General features: G+C 38.0%; 17 protein-coding genes. 11 read left to right on the forward strand and 6 right to left on the reverse strand.

Annotated elements, in window-relative coordinates:
* From sprA to P8O16_RS04370, 6 genes are all read left to right on the forward strand, one after another.
* A partial coding sequence (sprA, locus tag P8O16_RS04345; RefSeq protein WP_300311236.1) for a cell surface protein SprA occupies positions 1–4,623 on the forward strand: 4,623 nt, incomplete at its 5' end.
* 55 nt (positions 4,624–4,678) lie between these two features.
* Positions 4,679–5,056: a glycine cleavage system protein GcvH gene (gene gcvH, locus P8O16_RS04350; protein WP_300311238.1), complete on the forward strand. Its 378-nt coding sequence runs from the start codon at positions 4,679–4,681 to the stop codon at positions 5,054–5,056.
* Positions 5,057–5,064: 8 nt separating this feature from the next.
* Positions 5,065–5,439, forward strand: a complete 375-nt coding sequence (locus tag P8O16_RS04355) for a VanZ family protein (protein WP_300311240.1) — start codon at positions 5,065–5,067, stop codon at positions 5,437–5,439.
* Between the two features lie 68 nt (positions 5,440–5,507).
* Complete coding sequence (locus P8O16_RS04360) at positions 5,508–6,185, forward strand: energy transducer TonB (RefSeq protein WP_300311242.1); 678 nt, start codon at positions 5,508–5,510, stop codon at positions 6,183–6,185.
* Positions 6,186–6,331: 146 nt separating this feature from the next.
* A complete protein-coding gene (locus tag P8O16_RS04365) occupies positions 6,332–7,000 on the forward strand; it encodes an energy transducer TonB (protein ID WP_300311244.1) in 669 nt (222 codons plus the stop codon).
* Between the two features lie 94 nt (positions 7,001–7,094).
* On the forward strand, positions 7,095–8,672 hold the full coding sequence (locus tag P8O16_RS04370) for an amidohydrolase family protein (protein ID WP_300311246.1): 1,578 nt from the start codon (positions 7,095–7,097) through the stop codon (positions 8,670–8,672).
* Here the strand turns inward: P8O16_RS04370 and P8O16_RS04375 are convergent.
* The 3 genes from P8O16_RS04375 to P8O16_RS04385 are packed head-to-tail and all read right to left on the reverse strand — an operon-like array spanning position 8,669 to position 13,923.
* Positions 8,669–9,550 (reverse strand): YicC/YloC family endoribonuclease, encoded by an 882-nt coding sequence (locus P8O16_RS04375; RefSeq protein ID WP_300311248.1) that lies wholly within the window; start codon positions 9,548–9,550, stop codon positions 8,669–8,671. The two genes, P8O16_RS04370 and P8O16_RS04375, sit on opposite strands and share 4 nt — an antisense overlap.
* An 8-nt stretch (positions 9,551–9,558) precedes the next feature.
* A complete protein-coding gene (locus P8O16_RS04380; protein WP_300311250.1) occupies positions 9,559–12,855 on the reverse strand; it encodes a biopolymer transporter Tol in 3,297 nt (1,098 codons plus the stop codon).
* Positions 12,856–12,876: 21 nt separating this feature from the next.
* Positions 12,877–13,923, reverse strand: a complete 1,047-nt coding sequence (locus P8O16_RS04385; RefSeq protein WP_300311252.1) for an FAD-binding oxidoreductase — start codon at positions 13,921–13,923, stop codon at positions 12,877–12,879.
* Positions 13,924–13,978: 55 nt separating this feature from the next.
* On the opposite strand from P8O16_RS04385, the gene P8O16_RS04390 reads away from it, so the two are divergent.
* The 5 genes from P8O16_RS04390 to P8O16_RS04410 are packed head-to-tail and all read left to right on the forward strand — an operon-like array spanning position 13,979 to position 21,054.
* The gene (locus P8O16_RS04390; RefSeq protein WP_300311254.1) at positions 13,979–14,632 is read left to right on the forward strand and encodes an MBL fold metallo-hydrolase; all 654 of its coding nucleotides are present in this window, start codon (positions 13,979–13,981) and stop codon (positions 14,630–14,632) included.
* The gene (gene pssA / locus P8O16_RS04395; RefSeq protein WP_300311256.1) at positions 14,629–15,321 is read left to right on the forward strand and encodes a CDP-diacylglycerol--serine O-phosphatidyltransferase; all 693 of its coding nucleotides are present in this window, start codon (positions 14,629–14,631) and stop codon (positions 15,319–15,321) included. The genes P8O16_RS04390 and pssA overlap by 4 nt, the downstream gene beginning before the upstream one ends.
* Entirely contained in the window at positions 15,318–18,572 is a 3,255-nt protein-coding gene (porU, locus tag P8O16_RS04400) for a type IX secretion system sortase PorU (protein ID WP_300311257.1), read from the forward strand. The genes pssA and porU overlap by 4 nt, the downstream gene beginning before the upstream one ends.
* Complete coding sequence (gene porV / locus P8O16_RS04405; RefSeq protein WP_300311259.1) at positions 18,569–19,783, forward strand: type IX secretion system outer membrane channel protein PorV; 1,215 nt, start codon at positions 18,569–18,571, stop codon at positions 19,781–19,783. Before porU ends, porV begins: the two co-directional genes overlap by 4 nt.
* Entirely contained in the window at positions 19,783–21,054 is a 1,272-nt protein-coding gene (locus tag P8O16_RS04410) for an insulinase family protein (RefSeq protein ID WP_300311261.1), read from the forward strand. Before porV ends, P8O16_RS04410 begins: the two co-directional genes overlap by 1 nt.
* On the opposite strand, the gene P8O16_RS04415 is transcribed toward P8O16_RS04410, so the two are convergent.
* From P8O16_RS04415 to P8O16_RS04425, 3 genes are read right to left on the reverse strand one after another with little or no spacing between them, the layout of a single operon-like run.
* Positions 21,055–22,005 (reverse strand): glycosyltransferase, encoded by a 951-nt coding sequence (locus tag P8O16_RS04415; RefSeq protein ID WP_300311263.1) that lies wholly within the window; start codon positions 22,003–22,005, stop codon positions 21,055–21,057.
* Positions 21,992–22,933: a hypothetical protein gene (locus P8O16_RS04420; RefSeq protein ID WP_300311265.1), complete on the reverse strand. Its 942-nt coding sequence runs from the start codon at positions 22,931–22,933 to the stop codon at positions 21,992–21,994. Before P8O16_RS04420 ends, P8O16_RS04415 begins: the two co-directional genes overlap by 14 nt.
* Complete coding sequence (locus P8O16_RS04425) at positions 22,911–23,330, reverse strand: FdtA/QdtA family cupin domain-containing protein (RefSeq protein ID WP_300311266.1); 420 nt, start codon at positions 23,328–23,330, stop codon at positions 22,911–22,913. The genes P8O16_RS04420 and P8O16_RS04425 overlap by 23 nt, the downstream gene beginning before the upstream one ends.
* Positions 23,331–23,477 lie beyond the last annotated feature (147 nt).

Raw genomic sequence — 23,477 nt, forward strand, 5'->3', positions numbered from 1 at the left:
GTAAATGGTGAGCAAGCATCCTATATTGATGACTTTGAGGCAGCAGTAACCCCTTTTAATCTGGGTGGAGCAGCCAATCAAAACTGGAAATTAGGCTCTACTCCTGCTACCAACGACAATCGATTTGACCTTAGTAATCTAACTGAAGACAACCTAGGAGCAACATATAGAAGAGCAAGAGTAGCTTGGTATAACATCGATAATATTTTTTACAGAGAAAACGGACCTGGAGTCCCAAGTAATATCACCCGGGAAGACAGAAGAAATCATTATGTACGGAGAGTTCTCCCTCAGGAGATTTTCCCTCAGCAAGACAGGGAAGTTATCATTACTCCAGAACCATTATTTGAATTTGCCTTTTTCCCAAGTGAACGAGGAATGTATAATTACAATCCGAACTTGACTTTTGACGGCTTCTTACCAAATCCAAAACGAAACTATGGTGCCATTACCCGTGCAATTACTACTGAAGTAGATTTTGACAGAACCAATATTGACTATCTGGAATTTTGGCTTTTAGACCCTTTTATCGAAGGTGAAAATGGACGAGTTTTAGATGGAGTATTCAATCAAAACAATACTACCGGAGGGAAAATGTTCATCAACTTGGGTGATATCTCAGAAGATGTGATGAAGGATGGAAGGCATGCTTTTGAAAATGGTCTACCGGCAGATGGCGACCCTGCAGAAACCGGAAGTAATGAATGGGGAAGAATCACTAGAGAACAATTTTTACTACCTGCTTTCGATAACTCAGAGACCTCTCGAATAAATCAAGATGTAGGTTTTGATGGGTTAAAAAATGAAGATGAACCAGCTTACTTCAAAAGTAGATTTTTAGATCGAATTTCCGTTTCGCAGGAAGCTCGTAATGCAATTGAGCAGGATGTCTCCGCAGACTTTTTTCAGTATTACCTTGATGAAAGGTTTGATGAGAACAATGTAAAAATTCTGGAGCGCTACAAGAAATTCAATGGAATGGAGCAAAATACTCCAGTTACTGCAAACCAAAACCTCCCTTATACACCATCTGGCTCCAACCTCCCAGACAATGAGGATTTGAATACCGACAATACTATAAACGAACTTGAAAACTATTACGAGTATGAGTTAGATCTTCGACCTGGGCAATTGGAAGTAGGCAGGAATTATATAGTAGATAAAGTCACTCACGTCGAGGCAGGTGAAAGTGTGGATTGGTATCTGATCAGAATCCCTGTGCGGCAACCCGACCGAGTTCAAGGAAATATAACAGGCTTCAAATCAATCCGATGGATTCGTACGTATTTAACTGATTTTGAACAGCCGGTAGTCATGAGGATGGCAAATTTCCGAATGGTCGGAAGTCAATGGCGAGTCTTCCAAGAGTCTCTTTTTGAAAGAGGTTTTTTCGAAATACCAGAGCCTGACAATTCAAACGTGACCGTAGATGTAGTCGGAATTGAGGAAAACAGTCAAGGAAGTGCCACTCAAAGTCCATATGTACTCCCTCCGGGAATCATACGGGATCGTGACAATACTTCTACAGTAGAGCGAAGACTTAATGAGCAGTCACTTCGAGTATGCGTAGAAGATCTTCAAGCAAAAGATGCCCGAGCGGTATTTAAAAATGTCCCTTTAGATTTGGTGCAGTTTGAACGAATCAAAATGTTCCTTCACGCTGACAGTGAAGATGCATTGGATGGGGAGATTACTGCATTTCTGCGATTAGGAACTGACTATACAGACAACTACTATGAGATTGAAGTCCCTTTAACTATCACTCCAAAAGGCACTCGGGACCCGAGACAGATTTGGCCCTTGGAAAATGAAATTGACATTGCAATCCAAGAAATTGTAGGTGTAAAAGTTGCCAGAGACAATAATCAAGTGCCCCTCAATCTTCCTTTTTCTCAGCAAATAAGACAATATAAGGTTACGGTAGTTGGAAGACCTGAATTATCCCTCTCTCAATCTTCGATGATCGGTGTGAGAAATCCAGGCCTAAATGGTGGTGGAAGTAGAAGTGTTTGTATTTGGGCAAATGAGCTCAGAGTAACTGGTGCTACCAAATCAAATGGCTGGGCTGCCAATGCCTTATTGAATGCAAAAATTGCAGATGTGGCTGTGGTGTCTGCCTCAATTCGTCATAATTCAATTGGATTTGGAGGATTAGAAACAAGGCTTTCCCAGCGATCAAGAACTGCTACAACACAATATGATATCTCCACCAATGTAGACATTCATAAATTGTTGCCTGAAGCTCTTGGCGTAAGTATTCCTTTCTACTTCAGTATCGAAAACTCAACAACCAAGCCAGAGTATGATCCTTTAAATCCGGATGTTCCATTTGAGGTTGCTTTGCAAAAATTTGAAACTGATGCCCAACGAGAGGCCTATCGTGAAATTGCACTAGACCAATTAGACAGAAAAAATATCAGTTTCAACAACGTCAGGAAAATAAAAACTAACCCTGATGCTAAAAGCAGATTCTTCGATATTAGCAATTTTTCGCTTTCCTATGCTTACGGGACTATCACACAGACAAACGCACAAATCCAAGACTATAATTTCAAAACTTATAGAGGTAATATCACCTATAGTTTTCAGCCAAAGCCATGGAGTATTGAACCTTTCAAGAATTCAGAGTTCTTGAATTCTCCACATTTGAGGCTGATTAAAGATTTTAATCTGAATTTGTCTCCGACTTTAGTTTTGGCACGCCTCGATGTAGATCGACGGTTTTTGAGATCTCAATATAGAAATGATCAATTGGGAACTTCAGGAGTTGATCCACTCTTCCAGAAGAGCTTTTTTATGAATCGGTTCTATACGGTCAACTGGGATTTGACAAAAAATCTACGTGTGGATTATACAGCTAGTGTGCTTGCCGTGGTAGATGAACCTCAAGGGGATTTGGATACCGAACAGAAATCCGATTCTGTACGAACTAATTTCTGGAGGTTTGGAAGACGAACAAATTATAACCAAAATGCGACACTGAATTATACTGTACCGTTTGATAAATCTCCACTTACCGATTGGATTCGTGCGGAATACAAATATGGGACAACCTATACTTGGATGACAGGTGCGATTGGCCAGAAAGACACCTTGGGTAACGCTATACAAAACACACGGGATCAATCAATTATAGGGAAATTAGACCTTGTCAAACTATATAACAAGAATAAAAAGCTTGCCGCACTGAATACTCCTAAGCGGCCTAGTATTCCAGGAAGAGAAAGCATTAACGCAGAAGACACAATAGGCACACCTTTTACCAATAAAATCATTAAAGCGCTAATGATGGTCAAAGAATTCACATTTAGCGTAGAGAAAATCGAAGGGACATTCCTTCCTGGATACCTTCCAAATACCGGTTTGTTAGGAATGGACCGGGCATTTAATAACCCTGGATTGGGATTCTTATTCGGATCTCAAGATCCAACTATTCGGAATGATTTCGCAAATGCTGGAATAATGGCGCCCAGTGCTGAATTGACACAGCCATTCTCTCAAAATAGAGTCGTAAATATGAAATTTGGTAGTATTGTTGAGCCTTTTCAGGACTTCCGAATAACACTCAATGCTACCAAACGGGAAATAGGAGACTACCAAGAGATTTTCAGAAACTCTGCTGATAATCCTGGAGAGTATCTTTCGATCAGTCCAAATAGAATTGGAGCTTACAGTATCTCTACGATTATGATAGGTACGACATTTAGTCGTGATGATTTCGACAATGTATCTCCACTTTTTACCGATTTTGAAAACAATCGAGCAATCATTAAATCAAGACTAGATGGTCAAATCACGGGAGGAGAATATGCCTTAAATGGTCAAGATGTACTAATTCCATCTTTTATAGCTGCATATAGAGGTAAGAGTGCATCGGATATAAATTTAAACCCATTTCCAAAAACCCCATTACCAAATTGGAGACTGGACTATCGAGGCCTTTCAAGATTAAATGGATTGAAGGATATCTTTAGTAGCATTAATATCACCCATGCTTACGAATCTAATTATGATGCAAGCAACTTCTCTAACTCACTTCAATACCAGCGCGGATTAGAACTATACAATACACTACAAAATATTCCAGTTCCTACAGAAGTGAATGAATCCGGACAATTCATTCCAATCTATGTATTAAATCAGGTCGTACTTTCTGAACGATTTAGTCCTTTGATCGGAATCGACCTTTTGACAAAAGATCGATTGAATATTGCGATAAACTACAATAAGGAACGGAACCTGGGCCTTAATTTTTCTAATTCACAAGTTACTGAACAGCGAAGCAGCGACATTGGTATCAACATAGGTTACATCAAAGCTGGAATGAAGATTCCTTTCAAAATTCAAGGAAGGCAAACTGTTTTAAAAAATGACCTTCAATTCCGTATGGATACACGTTTGGTAGATACTCGAACCATACAACGGAAAATTGAGGAAGCAAGTACCATCACTAATGGAAATCTAAGTATACAAATCAGACCAACAGTAAGCTATCTGATCAATCAGAACCTGAATTTAACTTTCTATTTTGATCGTACGATTAATGATCCTAGAGTAACAACTGCATACAAGCGAGCATCGACTTCATTCGGTGGACAATTACGATTTAATTTATCTCAATAGATTTCAAACTTACTTTAATCCTGCTATTTTTGACTTCTTATAAATTTTCAAACAAATGAATTTTCCTCAAGAATTAAAGTACACCAAAGACCACGAGTGGGTAAAAATAGATGGTGATGTAGCAACTATCGGAATCACTGAATTCGCTGCAGGCGAATTGGGAGATATTGTCTATGTAGAAGTTGAAACTATCGGAGATGCTCTCGAGACCGGTGAAGTCTTTGGCTCAGTAGAAGCGGTAAAAACTGTTTCTGATCTTTTCATGCCTGTCTCTGGAGAAATTCTGGAATTAAACTCAGAACTTGAGGATAATCCTGAATTAGTAAACGAATCTCCTTATGGAGATGGGTGGATGATCAAAGTTAAAATCTCTGGTGATCTTCCAAGTGATCTACTTTCAGCATCTGATTACGCAGAGCTAGTAGGAAATTAAATCGAAAAGTGCTCCGAACAGTTCTTGCGATTAGTTGGCTGGTAATCATAACAATAGCTATGCTTACTCCTGGTAACCAACTTCCAGATGCAAACTATTTCGATCTTCAAGATAAGCTGATACACCTAATTTGCTTTTCCGGTCTTAGTTTCCTTTGGACGGGAGTTGGGATCAAAAAATCTGAAGTTTCCAAAAATCGAAAAAGATTGATTTTCAATTTCATTTTATTCGGTGTCTTGGCAGGAATAGTTTTAGAGAGCCTTCAGCATTATATTCCAAACAGAACTTTTGACATTATGGATATGATTGTCAATGAAATAGGTGGAATTTTAGGTTTCTTAGCATATTTTAAGATTCCTACAAACAAAATCGGTTTGGATTAATGCGTTATAATTATTACAATTGTTATTCCGAATTAGACAAAAATTAACCAGTATAAACCAAACTCATCATGGAAGCAAAAAAGACTCCCAGCGCTGATCTTACCAGAAAATCAGGAATGTTCCTGAATCTTGGTTTGGCTGTAGCTGTTGGATTAACTCTTGCCGCCTTCGAGTGGAAGTCATTTGATGGCGGTTCTTTGAAGGACCTCGGTCAAGTAACTGATAACTTCGAAGAATTGCTTGATATTCCTATCACAGAGCAGCCACCACCACCACCGCCACCGCCAGTGGAGCAACCAATCATCGAGGAGATTCCTGATGAGGTTGAAATTGAAGAAAAAATTGAAGTTAACTTTGACGTGGATGTTAAGGAGACTACTGTAATCAAAGAGGTAGTAATCGCTGATGCACCAGTTGTTGAAAAAGCTGATGAAATCTTTGACGTAGTAGAGACTCAACCTAATCCTCCCGGAGGAATGTCAGGTTGGAATCAGTATCTATCCAAGAATTTGAAATACCCAACTCAAGCAAGACGAATGGGTATTGAAGGTACAGTAATCGTTGTATTCGTAGTAAATACAGATGGTTCTATTCAAGATGTCGAGGTTCTTCGAGGAATCGGAGGAGGTTGTGACGAAGAAGCCATTAAAGTTGTAAGCGAGGCTCCTAAGTGGGAACCAGGTAAACAACGTGGACGTCCAGTTCGTACTCGAATGAGATTGCCGATTCGATTCAAACTAAGCTAAAAATGAGACCTGAGAAATCAGGTCTTTTTTTTGTGAATTTTTTTTAACACCTTTTTAATTAGTTAATTTTTGTTAGCAAATTAGTTTTCGCTTTTTCATTGGGTTAATTTCTATGAGTAGTATTTCACAACCTAAATCAAACTCTTATGGAATTAAAGAAAAACCCTCGTGTGGATCTCAAGAGATGGTCCTCTACTCTTACCAATTTGGGATTAGTAGTTAGCATTGCACTAGTTTTGGTTGCTTTTGAATGGAAAGCATATGAAGATTTCAAAATCAAAGATTTCTCTGGTAACTCGGAAATTTGGGATATTCCGGATGTACCTATAACGATTCAGACTCCTCCTCCACCCCCTATCATACCCATAGACATAATCATCAAACCAGATAATGAAGAGATCAATAAAAAAACTGAAATGATTATTGATATTGATTTTGAAGAGCAAAAACCAGTTATTGATGTCATTTTGGAGGGCCCTCCAACATTAGAAGTTCCTGATGAGATTAATGATTTTGTTGAAGTTCAAGCTTCATTTAAAGGTGGGATGGATGCTTGGTACGCCTATCTTAAGAAAAATCTCATTTACCCAAGTCAAGCGAGACGAATGGGAATTGAGGGATCAGTAATTGTGCGGTTTGTAGTAAATACGGATGGCACAATTGAAGATGTTGAAGTATTGAGATCAATTGGAGGAGGTTGCGATGAAATTGCGATGAAGGTAATAGCAAACTCCCCTGCATGGAATCCGGGGATCATAAAGGACCGACCAGTAAGATCAAGAATGACAATGCCAATTCGCTTCCGATTGGATTGATTCAATTATTACTCTTAAAAAATTTGAAGCTTTTATTTGTTGATAAAAGCTTCTTTTTTTTATCTAAATTAGAAATACACGAGATACCAACCCAATGCGAAAACCTACTCTCATTTCGATTCTTCTATTCTTCTTTTTCACAAACTGTTCACAAAACAATCTGGATTTTGATATTCTAATCCTCAATGGGACAATTTACGATGGTACCGGAAACCAACCAATCCAAGCTGATCTAGGTATAAAAGACGATCAAATCATTGCAATAGGAAACCTAAGTTCGTCCATAGCATCTAGGTCTATTGATGCAAAAGGTTTGGCTATTTCTCCAGGGTTTATAGACATGCACACTCACCTAGAACCATTGATGGATATGCCATTGGCTGAAAGTTTAGTAAGACAAGGTGTAACACTAGCTTTAGGAGGACCAGACGGCGGAAGTCCATGGCCATTTGGGAGCTATTTGGATTCGCTTTCTAAAATGGGATTGGAGGTTAATGTTGCCTATTTAATCGGTCACAACACAATCCGCAAAGAGGTCATGGGCCTTGAGGATCGTGAACCAACCAGCGATGAACTCGAATTAATGAAAAAGCATATACAGCAAGCAATGAATGAAGGCGCCTTTGGGATTTCCACTGGATTAAAGTATTTACCAGGAACTTTTGCCAAAATAGATGAGGTGATTGAATTGTCTAAAGTAGCCGCAAATGAGAAAGGAATTTACACTTCACATTTGAGGGAAGAAGGATTGGGCCTTTTGGACGCTGTTAGGGAAGCGATTTTGATTTCTCGAGAAGCTCAGATCCCTGTTGTACTTACTCACCATAAAGCAATTGGAGTAAAAATGTGGGGAGCGAGTACCAAAACACTATCAATGGTAGATTCAGCCAGAAAGATAGGTTTAGACATTATGATGGATCAGTATCCTTATACTGCAAGCCATACAGGAATAAGTGTTTTGATTCCAAGTTGGGCAATGGAAGGCGGTGATTTTGCACGCAGAATAGGAAACCCAGTATTAAAAGACAGCATTAAAAAGGGAATTATCTATAATATTCTAAACGATAGAGGAGGAAAAGATCTCAACCGGATTCAATTCTCTAGAGTGGAGTGGGATCAATCATTGGAAGGTAAAACTCTTCAAGATTGGGTGGAGAGAGAAAGTATGGATCCCACAATTGAAAATGGAGCTGAATTAGTCATTCAAGCCCAACTCAATGGTGGAACAGGAACTATTTATCATGCAATGGATGAGAGCGACGTGGAGCGAATTATGAAACACCCCATGACGATGATCGGGTCAGATGGTAGACTTTCAAGACCTGGTGATGGGCAGCCTCACCCCAGAGCTTATGGGACATTTCCCCGGGTCCTTGGTTACTATGTCAGAGAAAAGAAAATCATTTCACTTTCAGAAGCCATCCATAAAATGACTGGACTATCTGCTGGTCGGCTAGCTCTAAGCGATCGAGGATTGATCAAAGTTGGAAATAAAGCCGACATTACCATATTTGATCCAGAAAGGATAATAGACAAGTCGACCTTTACAGATCCTCACCAATACCCAGAGGGAATCGAATACGTAATCATCAATGGGAAAATAGCTATTGATAAAGGTAAATACCTAGCCGTACCGGCAGGGAAAGTTATTCGCAAAATAGCTAAAGATTAAAGAACATTTAATGCCTGTTCTTTTATTTTCTCCAGTTCATCCTTCATATGAATAACGTGTTTTTGCATTGCTGCATCATTTGCTTTTGAGCCAATTGTATTGATCTCTCTACCAATTTCTTGACTTATAAAACCAAGTTTTTTTCCTTGGAGCGTATCTTCTTTTAGACATTTTGAAAAATACTTCAAGTGGGTATCTAGCCTAACAAGTTCTTCGGTAATATCCAATTTCTCAAAATAATAAATCAGTTCCTGCTCAAAACGGTTTGCATCGAATGCATTTTCATCCAACCACTCATTAAAGTGATTTCTGATTTTATCTTTTATTTTCGACTTTCGATTTCCTTCATTTTGTTTGATTTCCTCCAATCCAGCAGCGATGGTATCGATGTTTCCAATAAGTTTTTCGAAAAGAGAATTTCCTTCATCTTGACGAAATGAATCACACTTATTCAGTGCTTCAGTTATTACTTTTTTTACAGCTATCCAATCTCCTTCATCATCTTTCTCATCAGTAGTGATTTGAGATATTACATTTGGAGATTGTAATGCCAGTTTGAAAAGATCCGGAGAGGACTCATTGACCAGAGTTGCTAGCCCCTTGTATTTCTGATAAAAAAGTTGAAAAAGACTTTCATTAATAGCTACGGGAAGATCTACTGATCCTTTGGTTGTAAAGTCCACTGTGATACTCACTTTGCCACGGTCCAAAATAGATTGAGCAAGATTCCTAATCTCAAGCTCCTTTTCAGTAAACTGTCTTGGGCTTCGAATTGATAGGTCTAAAAACTTTGAATTGAGTGAACGGACTTCTACCTGGATAATAAGGTTATCATTTTCAAAGCCGGCATTACCGTAACCGGTCATGGATTTAATCATAGTGTAAATTAGAAATTGAAACCTAAAGTTACATAGAACTTCAAATCTTCATTGGTATAATTTCTTACAGGTCTTGCAACATCAAACTTGACATAATAGTTAAGCAATACCGTTCTTAGGCCTGCACCATAGCTTTGGAGCCACGGATTATTGAAATTATTAAGTGTGATCGTAAATGGAGAACCTTCTGTATCAATAATTTCGGTATTCTGGTCGTTGACTTTTTCCCAAGGTGCAAAATCATCCCATGCAGAACCGATATCATAAAAACCTACCAATTGGAAGTTGCGAATAAAATTAGAAGTAATATTTCCTCTCGTCAGGTAAGAGAAAAGAGGGATTCTAAGTTCAGAAGTAAAAGTTATCACATTACGCCCCCTAATTTCATCGTAATCAAAACCTCTCAGATCAACAAAATCTGCAAATAGAATATTCGAGTTCTCTACCCAATTTGGATTTCGAATTGGGGACGGTTCTGGTCTATTGGATGGGGGTTGGAAGAAATCATTGAATAGCCAATTATCCATACCTCCAACAAGGTAGGTTTGGGGATTATTCCCCATAAACGAACCAACATATAGCCTGGAAGCAAAAATAATATTCTTATGAATTCGCTGGTAATTTCTCAAATCAGCATAAAAGTTACTAAATGATCGACTCGAATTATTTACCGAAGCATATTGGGCATAACCTATTTTGGCTTTGAATCCGGCCTGAGAATATAGACCAAGTTGTTCGGTTTTGTCAAAAACCAATTCCGCTTTCGCACCCACATAATTTATGTCCAGTGTGTTTTGATCAGGATCAGTACCAAAAATCAAAGAATCAGGATTAATATTGAGATACTGAGTCTTCGCTATAAATGGAGAAACTGTAACCCTAGTATTTGCATTTAAGGGATAAGAGAAGCCTGCTTCCACTTTTGTTAAAATATATTTCTGTTGAGGAATATCTCCTTCAGAAAGACGTATAGTCCTTCGATCAAAACGACCTCTGAAATCTACCCTACTTTTTAAATATTCATATTCAAAGAATAAATCTCCTCCAGATCTAAAATCAAGAGATGTCATCACTCCTCCATGAAAAGAATGATTATCCAATAAATCAGTCATTTTCCCGGTTAGATTGATACCAAACCCTCTTAGTGGGTCTACCACAAATCGGGTATTCACATTATTGATAAAAAACTGAGGCTCCATCCTTCGAGGACCAGATACTCTTTTTTGTAAACTTTGCTTTCGGAAAGTTTCCAAAAGGTTTACTTTATTTTCCTGACCTTGACTGGACCCTCGCGCGATTGTCGGATTAGGAAGTGAATCAAAAGTATAGTTATCAGTGTCAATACCTCTTTTTGATTCAAAACTCAAGCGTTTCAAATCAATAGAGGTCGTATTATTCTTAGATGTTGTATCTATGGGAACAATTGGTTTTTCAGATGCAGCGGGAGCTAATACAACAGGTGAAGGAGCTTTTTCTCTTGCTTCCCGTTCCTCTATCAGTCTTCTTGCAGCCAATCGTTCATTTAGGGTTTTGGCCTGTTCCAGTTGCACTCTTGGAGTACTTGGGGTAAACTGGTCGGCGTTCGAAAAACTATCCAATATTAAAAAGCTCTCTCTGCCATCTCTAACAGCATAAGCTATTTTATTCATTCGACTATTTACATCAAATGCTTCAAGACTCTTATTAAAAGCAGAGATCTGATTCGAGACCTGATTTCCAATATTTAACCTCATCAAATTATTTATCCCACTCAAATCACTTAAGTAGACTATAGTATTCGGATTTATTTTTCTGGGATCCAAATTCTTACTATTTGTATTTGTCAGCTGAGTAGTAAGAACAGAATCCGTAACCTGCGCCATATAAAGATTATAGTAGTCAGGATATTCTTTCAAATCAATAGGCTTCCCGACTAATGAGTCAGGAACCGCTTTCATATTTGATGAATAAATAATGGTGGAGTCATTTAAAAACATTGGTGACAGATCATCAAACTGATCATTTGTCAATCGCTTTCCCTGACCTCTAGTATTTAGGGTATAGATATCAGACTTTCCGTTTGAAATAGCCGAAATGGTCATATTCTTTCCGGTAGAATTGAAGTCCAAACTAAGAATCTGAGTAATGTTTCTTAAAAATATTTTGTCTTGTGCAGTGCCATCAATCGATCTGAGACGAAGTGTAGTGGTTCCTCTTTTAAAGGAAGCAATCGCAATATTTGCGGAGTCGCGCCAAGCAATAACTGGAGACAGGAAGTTTGGATTCTGATCTTCTAAAACTGTCCCCCCCGTGAAAATAGTACGTTCCTCTCCTGTTGAAACATCTCTTACCTGAACTTTGTATTTGCCCCCATTATTAATAACATATGCAAGATTCAATCCATCAGGACTAAATTTCACATCGTTGATAGTACCAATCACACGAGGTAATGTTTCTGCAATAGAAGATGATCTGTTAAGGTCTTTAAAAGATGTTTTTATTTGAGAATTAATTGCCAAATAGTAATTTTTCCAATCTTCTGTAAACGTTTTATAATTCAATCCCACAGTATTTGCAATACTGTTTTCCTCATTTCTATTAATTCTAGATAAGTTTAGAATGCTAGAAATATATCTTCTTCCGTATTTCTCAGCAATATAATTCCAAATGGACTGCCCCACTAAAGCTGCTTCTCGCTCTTTCAATTTCAGTATTTTGGGTTTTTCCTCTTCTTGGAAAAAATGACGGATGTAATCATCCATCTCCCTACTCCACCCCTTAGCTAAATAGAGGGCAATGCCATCTACATACCATTCAGGAAATGAGTTCATCAAATTGGATTGAAATGCATCAGAGGCAGATGATCCATAAAGCATTTCCTCTATGATAATCTTCGAAGTACCATAGATCAAATCTTCTTTAAACTTGTCCATTTGTCCTTTGTAGGACACTTCAGCAATTAGTCGGTTGAAATTAGTTTGCCCTTCTTCACTAAACTGCTCCTTATTCAGTCCCAAATTACTTTGTAAAAGCTCCTCGGGTGAATTGTATATGTAAATTCTTGGCTTGGTATAGGCAACATAGCCAATCATCTGGGTCATTCGGTCAAATTCAGACTCCAAGAAATCGATGGCCATTTTAGCATTTGCACCACCCCGATCATAATAATAAACTTCGAAGTTATTGGATGTATAAAAATACCATTCGAATTGCTGGTGCTGAAGTCTGTTTTTACCAAATCGTTCTTGATCAAACTGAGCAAGAACGAAAAAAGAATTCAACCATAGGCCGGCAAAAATGACTATTCGGATCAGGTAATATCGCATTCGTATTGCTGAAAGATGATTTTAAATATAGTTAAAATAACGAGCTATGTCCACTTCACTTTCTATTGGAGAATTGACCAACAGGAACTCTGACATCAATTTACTGAAATATGGGACAAGTGACACTCCTTTAGCCCCAAATCCATTGAATATGTAAACGCTTTGGGCTTTAGGATGTTTACCTAAAAATGGTTTTCGATCTCTAGTGGCTGGACGAATCCCGGATTTATGACTTACTATTTTTTCAACAGGACTATTAACCAATTCCTTCAAGCGATCAAGAATCTCATTTTTAGCACTTTCAGTAGGCCCTTCTTCCAAATCATGTTTGGTATATGTTGAGCCAACTCGAAAGATATTATTCCCTAAACTTACCCGAAAAACACCTCTGTTCACAATATAATCAGGATCAAAAGATTGCTTGACCTCTAATAGCTCACCCTTAACCGGGGCAAAGGGAAGGTATCCAAAAAACTTTGAATCCATGGATCCTAGTCCATTACAATAGACCAACGCATTTGTCTTCAAACCCTTGTATTCCCAACCTTCAGAATTTGAGATAAGTGATTCCTCATCGAATTTTTCATGAATTAATTCCCCTTCGAAATAGGAATTCATCGCATCTAGAAAACTTGGAATCTGAAGCCAACCAGAATTTTTCAGCATGACCCCACCAAATACATCAAAGAGATTTTTGGATTGACTACTTGAGTATATCTGCTCCAAAAATTCGGAAAATCCAGGATCTGCACTGTGTCCCATCCATTCGTTTTGTTCCTCAATTGATAAAAACGGCCGATAAATAGGTTGATCGATCAAAAACTTTTTTCCAGTCAGCAGTTCTAATTCTTGATAAAAGGGTTTTATCTCTGCAAAGAGTTGATCCGCTTTCCAGGTTTTTACCATTTTGCGGCCTGTTACAGGATTATAAAGTCCTGCTGCGATCCGACTGGATTGATTTGATTCGGGGAGATCGTATATTCTTATTTTTTTACCGGCTTTTTTTAATCTGTAGCCTAGACTAATTCCGGCAATCCCTCCTCCAATAAGTAAAAAATCAATTTTCATACCCCAAATTAAAGGTATAATTACTTATTTTGCTCGTCTACCGCCTACAATTGCTATGCTCAAAATCAAGTCTTTTACTTTCAATCCCTTTCAGGAAAACACTTATTTAATTTATGATGAGACTAAAGAGGCAACCCTAATCGATCCCGGCTGCTTTGGTACTGCAGAACAACTTGATTTACTTGACTTTATTTCCAGGGAAAATCTAAAAGTGACACAATTGCTCAATACGCATTGCCATATCGATCACGTTTTAGGAAATGCGTGGGCCAAAAAAACTTTTGGTGTAAAACTTGGGATTCATCAAAATGAGATCCCTATTCTTAAATCTGTAGAAGTCTATGCACCGAACTATGGCTTTAAAGAATATGAATCGGCTGAAGCAGATTACTATTTGGAAGAGGGTAAATCCATCCAAGTTGGAAAAGAGAAGCTTTCTATCCTATTTGTACCCGGGCATTCGCCCGGCCACTTGGTCTTTTACCATGAAGATTCAAATCGCGCTATTGGCGGTGATACCCTGTTTAGAGGTAGTATCGGGCGAACTGATCTTCCAGGCGCAAACCATGATCTTTTTCTTCAAAAAATAAAATCAGAGTTATTCACACTTCCCGAAGAGACTATTATTTATCCAGGACATGGTCCTGAGACTACCATCGGCTTTGAAAAAATAAATAATCCATTCGTAGGCAAATCAGCTAAATCTTGAATCTAAAATCACATATCCCAAATGCGTTTACCCTTCTTAATCTCCTTTCTGGAGTAATTGGAATTATCTGGGTGCTCGAAGGACAAATTGTTTCTGGAGCTTATTTTATCCTCACTAGTGCAGGCTTCGATTTTTTTGATGGCTTCGCGGCAAGAATTCTAAAAGTACCTAGTGAAATTGGTAGACAGTTAGATTCCCTAGCCGATTTAGTTTCATTTGGTGTGTTGCCTGGTTTCATTTTGTTTCAGATGGTAAAGGCTGAATCAGATACCGATTGGCTTCCTTATTTGACCTTAATCATCCCGTTGCTTTCTGCGTATAGGCTAGCAAAATTCAATATTGACACGCGACAGACAGACCAATTCATTGGACTACCCACTCCTGCCAACGCACTATTCATCAGTACGCTCCCTTATTTTGCTATTGCTTGGCCCAAAATAGGAGTTTGGCTTACTTCTCCATTTATCTTAGTAAGCGTAGCTTGGGTGATGGCAATTTTATTGATTTTAGAACTACCCCTGATTGCGCTAAAATTCAAAAACTTTTCCGTTTCACAGAATGTCTTTCGTTATATTCTTATTCTAGTAAGTTTGGGATTGATCATCCCCTTTGGTTTAGCGGGTATCCCTATTATAATTCTGGCGTATATAGGTTTATCAATCATCGAAAATGGCAAAAAACGGCAATGACCGGCTTTCACACTAAACTAATTTTAACGGGTTTGGCCTTTTGGCTTCTTTTGAATGCCAACGCGCAGTCCCAATTTTTTAAATTCAAGATATCAAAGGAAGGTGTTTACCATCTATCACAGGATCAGGCAAGATTGATTGGAGCTTCAAGTATTTCTGAAGTTTCTGTTTTTGGATATCAAGGTATGCTTCCTCAATTAGTTGATAGTAGCTTCTTGGAACTTCAAGAAATCCCCGCTCTTGAAAAAGACGGGAAACTCTATTTTTATCTTTCCTCGCCTCATACCTATTCCTATTCAGAATCTGAAGGGTTGAACTATAACCATCATTTATTTAGTGATTCTCTCAGTTTTCTAATTTCAAAAACTCCATCTCCCCGTAGGATAGAATCCATTCAAGGAGAAATCGCTGATGAATCTCCGGCAATTTTTTATGAGTGGTCCTTTCTAAAAGAGGAAGAAAATAATATCCTGAACTCGGGAAGAGTATGGTATTCCAGATCGCTTGCTCCAGGAGTGACCAGAGGGTATGCTTTTCCTTTGCAAAGTGATTTTGATTCCACTTGGAAATTGAGCGCAATTTTAATGAGTCAATCACTTTCAACATCTAGTTTAAAACTAGCAGTCGATGATTTAATTGTCTCCTCAGCCGATTTTGCGCCTATTCCTTCCAGTACCTATGGTGTAAAAGGACGAGAAAATTCAATAACAGAAGATTTTATTCCAGCTGGAAATAAAATTGATCGCGTTCGAATTACTTTTGAATCTTCAGATGTAAATGCCTCTGGGTACTTTGAGTATTTGGGATTTGGAGCACCGGTAGCTAGCATTGGGATGAAAGAAGGCGTATTTTCAAAATCTTCAAAAGAAAAAAGAACAATACAGCCTGCTCAAGAACTTTCTGTTTGGGAAATCAGTGATTTCCATAATCCAATACAATTGGATTTTTCTTCTGGAAATAAGTTTGAAGCTCAAAAAATAGTTGTTTTTAACCCAAATGAGCCGCTTTCAATCCAAGAACTATCCCCTGCAAACTTGTCTCTGAGGAATCAGGAATCGTGGCCTGAGTTGCTAATAATTTCCCCGAAGATTTTTTCAAATTCGGCTGAGAAACTCCGAGTACACAAGCTGGCAAGAGGAATCTTTGCAGAAGTGGTTTATCTGGATGAGGTTTATGATTCATTTGGATATGGCAACAATGATCTCAATGCGGTTCGAAATCTGATCTCATGGCATTTTCACAAGGGTAAGAATTTAAAAAACGTCCTGATTCTTGGCAAAGGAACTTTTGACTACAAAGGGAAGCTTGGTGGAAGACCGAATTTGGTACCGATATATACCAGCCAGAATAGTCTAAATCCGCTGGCTACATTTAGTTCAGATGATTATTTCGGATTGATCGGCTGGGGTCAGGGAATCTGGGAAGAAAGTCGCGCTGGCGATGAGATAATGCAAATCGGAGTAGGGAGGCTTCCGGTCATTACGACTCAAGAAGCAGCCATTGTTGTAAATAAAATTATCAAATATGAAGAGAATCCAGCTCCTGGAGATTGGAAACGAACTGTAACCTTTCTGGCAGATGATGGGGACAACAATATACACTTGCGTGATTCGGAAGCACATGCATCCACAATAAGTGAAATAGCTCCGGAACTCAAACAAAATAAACTCTACCTAGATCGATTCCCGCAGATTTCAAATGAAGAAAGGCAGTCCTCACCTGAAACAAAAAAGGCTTTGGAAATGCAGCTTCAAGAAGGGACACTTTTTCTCAACTACGTAGGACATGGAAATGAGACAACATTGACTGCAGAGGAAATTTTTTTGGTTTCCGATATTCAAAATTGGGCAAACCAAGAAAAGCTTGCTTTGTGGGTAACTGCTACCTGTGAATTCGGAAGACATGATAGCCCGTTTATTAGATCTGCGGCCGAGGAACTCTTAACTGTTGCAAATAAAGGTGCTATTGGACTTTTAACGACGGGAAGACCGGTTTTCAGTAGCGTAAACTTTTCACTTAATGAGGCATTTATGGCTACTGTATTTGAAAAAGAAAATGGGATTTATCAGGATCTCGGTTCTATTTTCAAAACGACCAAAAATCAAAGTCTAAATGGTCCTTTAAATCGGAATTTCAGTTTACTGGGCGACCCAAGTATGCGCTTGGCTGCACCTAATTTTACTATTGAATTCACATCCTTCAAAAATCCTGACTCAGGGAAAGAATTAGATACACTTTCCATCTATCAAGTCCTAGAGTTTGAAGCTCAAGTAATCAATCCTTCCAGCAAATCCATAGAGGCGAATTTCGAAGGAGATTACAAGATTGAACTACGCGACAAACCCGAAAGTGTAAACACACTTGGTGATGAAAGTGCCCCTACCACATTCAAGGAGGAATCTGTTTTACTCTTTCAAGGAGCTGGACTGATCAGTTCAGGGAAAATGAAAGGAGAGTTGATTATCCCAAAAAATAGTAATCCTGAGTTTGGGAAAGGAAGGTTTAGAATCATTGGTAAAGAAAGAATGAGCTTATTGGAAGCTTATGGAGAAAGTAGTCCTATACTAGGAGGAGAATTATCACAAAAGCCATTGGACCAGCAAGGGCCAATTATATCACCTATTTTCGGAGAAAAAAATGATCCTAAACTTACTTTCGCATCTACCACTATTCCACTTTTTGTTTCATATTCTGATGAAAGTGGTATTAATATTTCAAATCTAAAACCAAGCGAACTACTTCAGGTACAAGTTAATGACAACCCACCCCAGCCTATAAATAATCTATTTTTAGCCGAGGCTGGATCTTTTAAAAATGGAACAGTAAATCTTATGTTACCGGGATTTAAAGAAGGTGAAAATAAAGTGACTTTCCTGGCTTGGGATAACCTAGGAAATGCAAGTGTTTTAGAAAAAGAAATTCGAATTACGGGGAGTGAGAGATTACAAATCACTCGACACTTGACTTTTCCGAACCCAACTGTGACTGAGAGCAATTTTATTATTGAGCATAATAGGCCCGGTGAAAACTTACTGCTAACACTTTCAGTTTACAATTTGAATGGTCAAATACTATTTACAAAAAGTGATCGTTTAGTCAAAGCTGATGCTTTAATTAATGGTTTGACATGGATTTTTTCCCAAAGTCAAACGAAATATCCGGCAAAAGGAACTTATATTTACATGTTAACACTTCAGTCAGAAATTGAAAATTCATCTGATATGGTAAGTGGAAAAATTGTTATTCAATGAAAAAAATAGCCATTCTTATTAGGATAAACCTATTCCTTGCAGTTTTCATTCTGGCTAATATGTCCACCTATGCCCAAAACAGTGTCATTATTTCAGGCCAGGATCCGGATCGAAGAGTAATCACTACGGCTGTTCCTTTTTTAAATTTCGCCCCAGATTCAAGACATTCCGCAATGGGTGATGTAGGTGTCGCCACCTCTCCTGATGCAAGTTCAGCTCATTGGAATGCTGGCAAACTAGCATTCGTTGATGATCAAATGGGATTTTCTCTTTCATATTCACCTTGGTTAGGGAAACTTGTCAATGACATGTCCCTAAGTTATTTAACAGGTTTTTTTAGGATTGATGAAGTGTCTGCGTTTGGATTTGATCTCAGGTATTTCAATATGGGTGATATTCAACTGACTGACGAATTTGGAAACGAATTAGGAGAATTTAACCCAAGAGATATAGCCATAGGCGGAACCTATTCTAGAAAATTATCTTCTACCCTAGGATTAGGTATTTCAGCAAGATTTATTCATTCAAATCTTTCGGGAAATATCTCTTCAGTAGGTGGCTCTGAAGGAAGACCTGGAATTAGTGTAGGTACTGATGTGGGTCTCTATTATTCCAAACCGATTTATTCAGGATCCAAGGAAGGTAATTTTTCATGGGGTGTGAGTATTTCAAATATTGGCCCTAAAATCACTTATAATTCAGCAGATGATTTGGATTACATTCCAACCAATTTAAGAATTGGAACTGCTTATTCTCTTGAATTAGATCCTGTTAACACCATCACTTTTGCTTTAGACTTCAATAAATTATTGGTACCAACGCCACCAATTTATGCTACGAATGAAGATGGTTCTTTGGAGACAGATGAGAATGGAAATCTAATAATCCAGGCTGGAAAAGATCCAAATAGACCATTAATTTCAGGGATGTTTGGTTCATTTGCTGATGCCCCCGGTGGATTTTCCGAAGAAATGCAAGAGATTATGATCTCTTTCGGTGTAGAATATACGTACGATGAAAAATTTTCCTTACGAACAGGCTATTTCTACGAAAACCCAAATAAAGGAGGAAGAAGATATTTCACTATGGGTGTGGGCTTTGATTTACAAAAGCTTGGTTTCGACTTTTCGTACTTAGTACCTCAAACTCAAAATCACCCATTGGCAGAGACACTCAGATTCTCCCTTTTATACACGATTCCAAACAACTGATGATTCTTGATCGCTCAAAAGCTCCTGAATTTAAAATTCCGGATGATTTTGAATTAGAAGCCCCGGAAAAAATTATTCTCTTAAATAATTCTCCCTTATTTTTTGTAAGAACTCCAGGCATTGATGCAGTTAAAATCGAGGTGATCTCAAAGAGTAATCGTGTTTCCCTTTCAATTAAGCATTCCTTGATTCCAACTTTTACCCTTCAAATGCTTCAAGAAGGGACAACAAAAAGAACTGGTCAAGAAATAGCTGAATTCTTCGATTTTCATGCTTCAGGGCTTAATACTATTTTATCCTATTCGCAGGAAGGACTTGGGCTTATCAGTACTAAAAAGCATCTTTTCGAAGTCTTACCCATGTTTTTAGAATTGTTCACTGAAGCCAATTTTCCTCAAGACGCACTTGAAAAGCGAAAATCTCAGCAAAAGCTATCGATTAAACTTAATAATGAGAAAACTGCTTCTAAAGCAAACCAATTGTTTCGGAAAAGTCTATTCGGTTTTGAACATCCATTCGGGGCTGAAATCGGAGAGCAAGAAGTAGATGAAATCAATGCTGGACTTCTGTTAGACTACTATAAAAATCTTCTTTGGAATTCAGTCGAGGTTTTTGTGACAGGTGATTTGAACCCTTCAGAACTTCAAAACCTTATTTTGGGATTTCAAAATCTTCCCAATCGGATTTCCACTATCGAGTCTATATCAAATCCTGTCAGCTCAACTCTTGGAGAAATAGAATCACGTGGAAATGCGGTACAAACTAGTATTCGAATTGGAGGATGGTCCATTCCAAAAAGTCATGAGGATTTTATCCCCTTAACTGTATTCAACACAATTCTTGGAGGCTATTTCGGTTCAAGATTGATCAAAAATATACGAGAAGATAAAGGTCACACGTATGGAATTCACAGTAGTTTGGCAGAAATCGGAGACTACAATTACTGGGTAATCAGTGCTGATGTACAAAAAGTATTCTATAAAGAGGTTTTAGAACAAATCTATTTAGAAATACAAAATCTTGTAACAGTCCCTCTGGAATTAGATGAATTAGAGGTAGTTCGGAATTACATGATTGGACAAATGTTATCCGCATTCAGTTCCTCTTTTGATTTGCTAGATCGTTATAAATCCGTCCATTATTCGGATTTAGACTTCAACTATTATCGACAAAAACTGGAATTTCTTAAGAATTTCACTGCGGAAGATATCCTAGGTATTGGAGAAAAGTATTTTTCAAAACCTCCATTCATTGAAGTGGCGGTTGGATAATTAAGTCATCTTCACGTAAAGCCAAGAGAAATCAAATCTTCGTTTGAGCCAGAATTTATAAAAGAAAAACTCCAACCCTTTCAATCCAATTTCCTTGCCCAGCTCTACAAAACCTTCTGCCGGCTCAAAGTTGCCTGACCAGAGCGCATGCTTTAATTCATAGAGTATACGCCTCCCAAGTGCTTTATCTTCTTCTGGATGAATATTCATCTGTTTGATTTTTTTACAAACAATCAGGGTACTAGGAAGCATCTTTGACTGGTAGCGCTGATATTGTGCTGAGGAAAGAGAAGCGGCGTGCTTTCGCTTCAATACTCCAATATGATCTGAAAATACTATAGGGTGATTTCGTGCTAGACGAAGCTGAATATCAAAATCCTCGTAATAGAGGCTGGAATCATATCCGCCAGCTTTTTCAAGAATTTTAGCATTGAATACTATCGTCGGAGAGGAGATGTAATTTTGATCAATCAGAGTCTCGTATAGCTCTCCCTGAATGATTTCATTTACCAATTCCCCCGAAGTTGATCTCTTATAAAAGGTCTTAATCTCCCCATCCGGGGATAAAATATACGCATCAGAATAAACGAAAGCTGCGTAAGGAGCCCGTTTTAATTTATCAATAGAAAGGGATAAATGGTCAGGGTACAGCACATCATCTCCAGAAAGGTCCACAACATATTGACTGTTGATATTGGCTAGTGTTTCATTGAATAAACCACAATAACCAGACTCTTCAGTTTGGAAAATAGTTTTTACAGAAAGTTTACCGGCACTTTGAGCAACCCATTTTTTGATGATTTCTGGAGTTCCATCCGTGCTTCCATTGTCAATTATAATGAGTTCTTTGGAATAATAATCTTGAAGCCGGACGCTTTCCAGTGTCTCTTCAATCCATTTTGCATGATTGTATGCAATGCAAATTATCGTAACACGGTCAGAAATTTTCATTTAAATTCTTTTCCCAAGTGATTTTGTTGCTGATATCGTTAGAAAATCTGGATTTAAAAAACATCAGACTATGATTAGCTCCAGATTCGATATCTGAAGAACCTAAATCAATAAAGTCAACTTTCTGTTCCTTTGCAAGCAAAAAAAGTTCGTATAGCAAGAAGTCTCCTCCATTTTTGACCATGCTGGATGTATCTATTGCTGAAAGAAAATAATAAATAGAATTTGAAGTAAGTTTCACTGCCAAAGCATATCCAACAGCACCTTCTCGGCTGTCTAGTTGAATTAAAAAATACCTATCCGGAAATTCTGAAACTTGATTGATCAATTGATTTTCATCTAATCCAACTTGATATCCTTTTCTTGAATTCCATAGTTTGATCTTCTTTAAAAACTCAAAACTAGCAATAGTTCCATGAGAAATAGAGAGTGCTGAAGTTTGTAGTTTTTTTTGGATTTTGGGAGCTTCATTGCGAAGGAACTTTTTGATACTTTTTGTCCCAATAAACAAATGATGACTAAGGATGTTTGCTTGATTGAATCCCAACTTGAAGAGCAAATAATTAATTAAATCGGAAAAGGGCTCATAAGGTTTTGGAGCTTGTGTAAGCTTTAGATGCATTACTCCAAGACGTTTCAACTCGGTCTGAAGATTATTAATAAAGTTTTCTATTGTAACCGAATTCACATTTTTCGCACACCAAAATCCCCCAAAGGGAGCTCTAGGTATAGATACAGCATGGCCATCCGATGAAATTGCTATTGAAATGGAAATTTTGATTTTACCTTTTTTCTCGAGCTGAAAATCCAAAAACTGGACAAAACCTTCCTTGGCGAGATTAGAAAGAAAATAATCCTTCTGAATTATTCCAGATGGTAGAACTTTTATTGGCGTCGAATTAATGCTATCGTTTCCTGATCGTTTCAAAATAATCTTTGTCTCTTATATAATCTTCTTCAGAAAATTGCTTGTCAGACATTCCCAAAAGAACAGATTTAGGGTAAAACCTAACAATTGTCCAATGCAGCGGTGGAATAAAAAGCCCTTCCCCAGGTGAAGATAAGCTGAAGGAAAATTTATCTCCAAGAGCTGAATCGATTTCTATTAAAAGCTTTCCTGTGAGTGCAACTAAAACCTGAGATTCCTTCCAATGTGCATGGTTTCCTCGTGTTTCATCTGCAGCTACATTTGAGATCCAAAAACAACGCTGAATTCCTTCTGGAAATAAATCAGAATTTTCCCAGAAATGGAGATCCCCTGAAGCTCTGGACTCGCCCGGAAGTGGTACTAGAAAAGGAGATTGAAGGTTCTTTGAGTTTTCCATAAAGGGAAATTTCATTTTTAAAATTAAGATATATGTATATCCGCAATCTTGCCAGTATGATTAAATCGAAGCAATGATGAGTCTGTCAAAGAGTTTTTGACCGAAGTATCTTCTGTTGAGCTTGTAACAAAACTCGTCCAGGTAATT

Source organism: Algoriphagus sp. (genome assembly GCF_029254265.1).
GTDB lineage: Bacteria > Bacteroidota > Bacteroidia > Cytophagales > Cyclobacteriaceae > Algoriphagus.

Coding starts and splice junctions, on each gene's coding strand:
- gcvH (WP_300311238.1), top strand. CDS start 4,679: ATGAATTTTCCTCAAGAATTAAAGTACACCAAAGACCACGAGTGGGTA.
- P8O16_RS04360 (WP_300311242.1), top strand. CDS start 5,508: ATGGAAGCAAAAAAGACTCCCAGCGCTGATCTTACCAGAAAATCAGGA.
- P8O16_RS04365 (WP_300311244.1), top strand. CDS start 6,332: ATGGAATTAAAGAAAAACCCTCGTGTGGATCTCAAGAGATGGTCCTCT.
- P8O16_RS04370 (WP_300311246.1), top strand. CDS start 7,095: ATGCGAAAACCTACTCTCATTTCGATTCTTCTATTCTTCTTTTTCACA.
- P8O16_RS04375 (WP_300311248.1), bottom strand. CDS start 9,550: ATGATTAAATCCATGACCGGTTACGGTAATGCCGGCTTTGAAAATGAT.
- P8O16_RS04380 (WP_300311250.1), bottom strand. CDS start 12,855: ATGCGATATTACCTGATCCGAATAGTCATTTTTGCCGGCCTATGGTTG.
- P8O16_RS04385 (WP_300311252.1), bottom strand. CDS start 13,923: ATGAAAATTGATTTTTTACTTATTGGAGGAGGGATTGCCGGAATTAGT.
- P8O16_RS04390 (WP_300311254.1), top strand. CDS start 13,979: ATGCTCAAAATCAAGTCTTTTACTTTCAATCCCTTTCAGGAAAACACT.
- porU (WP_300311257.1), top strand. CDS start 15,318: ATGACCGGCTTTCACACTAAACTAATTTTAACGGGTTTGGCCTTTTGG.
- porV (WP_300311259.1), top strand. CDS start 18,569: ATGAAAAAAATAGCCATTCTTATTAGGATAAACCTATTCCTTGCAGTT.
- P8O16_RS04410 (WP_300311261.1), top strand. CDS start 19,783: ATGATTCTTGATCGCTCAAAAGCTCCTGAATTTAAAATTCCGGATGAT.
- P8O16_RS04415 (WP_300311263.1), bottom strand. CDS start 22,005: ATGAAAATTTCTGACCGTGTTACGATAATTTGCATTGCATACAATCAT.
- P8O16_RS04425 (WP_300311266.1), bottom strand. CDS start 23,330: ATGGAAAACTCAAAGAACCTTCAATCTCCTTTTCTAGTACCACTTCCG.